The 3393-nt window shown below is 52.3% G+C and carries 1 tRNA gene and 2 rRNA genes; all 3 read left to right on the forward strand.

Annotated features, from left to right (window positions below):
* Positions 1 to 208 precede the first annotated feature (208 nt).
* The 3 genes from THS5294_RS00040 (at position 209) to THS5294_RS00050 (ending at position 3391) form a co-directional block, all read left to right on the forward strand.
* Positions 209 to 3039, forward strand: a 23S ribosomal RNA gene (locus THS5294_RS00040).
* Between the two features lie 92 nt (positions 3040 to 3131).
* Positions 3132 to 3246 (forward strand): 5S ribosomal RNA (gene rrf, locus THS5294_RS00045).
* Positions 3247 to 3314: 68 nt separating this feature from the next.
* A tRNA-Met gene (locus THS5294_RS00050) sits at positions 3315 to 3391 on the forward strand.
* Positions 3392 to 3393: the final 2 nt, after the last annotated feature.

Consider the following 3393-nt stretch of genomic DNA (forward strand, 5'->3'; position numbering starts at 1 on the left):
TGATCAGCAGACTGCTTCGGCAGAGCTGCAAGTTTGATACTATTCCAAGTTAAGTACACTAACCGTGTGGCATGCCAATACAGCATGTCACGCAACGTTCCCCCAACGAACCAGTGGGGGAAACGGGAAAATGTATGCATTTGATTAATGCTCACCCGAAGTCAAAAGGCGGGTGCAGCGCAGGAGAAGCTTGTCTTCTTCTGGATCAAATCAAGCGCGAGAAGGGCGTTTGGTGGATGCCTTGGCAGTAAGAGGCGATGAAGGACGTGATACTCTGCGATAAGTCATGGGGAGCTGAGAATAAGCTTTGATCCATGAATTTCCGAATGGGGCAACCCATCTGACAGTTTGATATTATCAGCACTGCTGTTGATATTGAGCTGAACCAGATACTTAATACCTGAATACATAGGGTTTTAAGAGCAAACCTGGGGAACTGAAACATCTAAGTACCCAGAGGAAAGGAAATCAATATGATACTCCCCTAGTAGCGGCGAGCGAACGGGGACCAGCCGAGCCTTGAGTGTGATCAGAAAGACCTGGGAAGGTCTGCCATAGTGGGTGATAGCCCCGTATGAGAAGCACGATTGGACGTATTAAGTAGGGCGGGACACGTGAAATCCTGTCTGAAGATCGGAGGACCACCTTCGAAGGCTAAGTACTCCTTACTGACCGATAGCGAACCAGTACCGTGAGGGAAAGGTGAAAAGCACCCCGACGAGGGGAGTGAAACAGTTTCTGAAACCGGACGCCTACAAGCAGTGGGAGGCCCCTTGAGGGCTGACCGCGTACCTTTTGTATAATGGGTCATCGACTTAGTCTGACTAGCAAGCTTAAGCCGTTAGGTGTAGGCGCAGCGAAAGCGAGTCTTAATAGGGCGAATGAGTTAGTCGGATTAGACCCGAAACCGAGTGATCTAGGCATGACCAGGATGAAGATTAGGTAACACTAATTGGAGGTCCGAACCCACACCTGTTGAAAAAGGTCGGGATGAGTTGTGCCTAGGGGTGAAAGGCCAATCAAACTCGGAGATAGCTGGTTCTCCGCGAAATCTATTTAGGTAGAGCGTCGTACGAATACCTCGGGGGGTAGAGCACTGGATGGGTAATGGGGCCCCACAGGCTTACTGATCCTAACCAAACTCCGAATACCCGAGAGTAATATACGGCAGACACACTGCGGGTGCTAACGCCCGTAGTGAAAAGGGAAACAACCCTGACCTCCAGCTAAGGCCCCTAATTCATGGCTAAGTGGGAAAGCAGGTGAGACGACCAAAACAACCAGGAGGTTGGCTTAGAAGCAGCCATCCTTTAAAGATAGCGTAACAGCTCACTGGTCTAATTAAGTTGTCTTGCGGCGAAGATGTACCGGGGCTCAAGCCATGAGCCGAAGCTGAGGATGCACATAGTGCATGGTAGCGGAGCGTAGTGTGACATAGTTCTACGCCTCCTTAGCATCCTTCGGGATGTATTGGAGGCAGAGAACTTTCGATGAAGCCGGGGCGTGAGCCATCCGGTGGAGAGATCACTAGTGAGAATGATGACATGAGTAGCGACAAACAGGGTGAGAGACCCTGTCGCCGAAAGTCCAAGGGTTCCTGCTTAAAGCTAATCTGAGCAGGGTAAGCCGACCCCTAAGGCGAGGCCGAAAGGCGTAGTCGATGGGAACCAGGTTAATATTCCTGGGCCAGTTAGAAGTGACGGATCTCGAAGGTAGTTCATCCTTATTGGATTGAATGGGCTGCTAAGAGGTTCCTGGAAATAGCTCTAACATAAGATCGTACCCTAAACCGACACAGGTGGACTGGTAGAGAATACCAAGGCGCTTGAGAGAACGATGTTGAAGGAACTCGGCAAAATACCTCCGTAAGTTCGCGAGAAGGAGGCCCGGTTTCTAGGCAACTGGAAGCTGGGGGCACAAACCAGGGGGTGGCGACTGTTTACTAAAAACACAGGGCTCTGCGAAGTCGCAAGACGACGTATAGGGTCTGACGCCTGCCCGGTGCCTGAAGGTTAAAAGGAGGGGTGAGAGCTCCGAATTGAAGCCCAGGTAAACGGCGGCCGTAACTATAACGGTCCTAAGGTAGCGAAATTCCTTGTCGGGTAAGTTCCGACCTGCACGAATGGCGTAACGACTTCCCCGCTGTCTCCAACATCGACTCAGCGAAATTGAATTGCCTGTCAAGATGCAGGCTTCCCGCGGTTAGACGGAAAGACCCCGTGCACCTTTACTACAGCTTCACACTGGCATCAGGCACAACATGTGCAGGATAGGTGGTAGACTTTGAAGCAGGAACGCTAGTTCCTGTGGAGTCATCCTTGAGATACCACCCTTGTTCTGCTTGATGTCTAACCGCGGTCCGTTATCCGGATCCGGGACCCTGTGTGGCGGGTAGTTTGACTGGGGCGGTCGCCTCCTAAATCGTAACGGAGGCGCGCGAAGGTTGGCTCAGAGCGGTCGGACATCGCTCGTTGAGTGCAATGGCAGAAGCCAGCCTGACTGCAAGACTGACAAGTCGAGCAGAGTCGAAAGACGGCCATAGTGATCCGGTGGTCCCAAGTGGGAGGGCCATCGCTCAACGGATAAAAGGTACGCCGGGGATAACAGGCTGATGGTGCCCAAGAGTCCATATCGACGGCACCGTTTGGCACCTCGATGTCGGCTCATCTCATCCTGGGGCTGGAGCAGGTCCCAAGGGTACGGCTGTTCGCCGTTTAAAGAGGTACGTGAGCTGGGTTTAGAACGTCGTGAGACAGTTCGGTCCCTATCTGCCGTGGGTGTAGGATACTTGAGAGGAGTTGCCCCTAGTACGAGAGGACCGGGGTGAACGTTCCACTGGTGGACCAGTTGTCATGCCAATGGCAGTGCTGGGTAGCTATGAACGGACAGGATAACCGCTGAAGGCATCTAAGCGGGAAGCCCCCCTCAAAACAAGGTATCCCTGAGAACCGAGGTAGACCACCTCGTCGATAGGCCAGAGATGTAAGCGCAGCAATGCGTTCAGTTGACTGGTACTAATTGTTCGATAGGCTTGATTTGATCCAGTAGAAGCCATGCTTCAATGGACCAATCAGATACATACACCAACTACACACAGTCTTACTTGGAATACACTCGAGAGCTTTTCTCGGTTTGGTGATCATAGCACGAGCGAAACACCCGGCTCCATTCCGAACCCGGCAGTTAAGCGCCGTAGCGCCGATGGTACTGCGTCTTAAGGCGTGGGAGAGTAGGTCATCGCCAAACCTAGTAAAGCTCTCGAGCGTGTATCTCTCTTCGATGTGCCCTACCAACAATAATAGGGCGCGCTTTGGCGCGGGATGGAGCAGCCCGGTAGCTCGTCAGGCTCATAACCTGAAGGTCGTAGGTTCAAATCCTACTCCCGCAACCAAA

The sequence above is a fragment of the Thalassobacter stenotrophicus genome (genome assembly GCF_001458315.1).
Taxonomy (GTDB): Bacteria; Pseudomonadota; Alphaproteobacteria; order Rhodobacterales; family Rhodobacteraceae; genus Thalassobacter; species Thalassobacter stenotrophicus.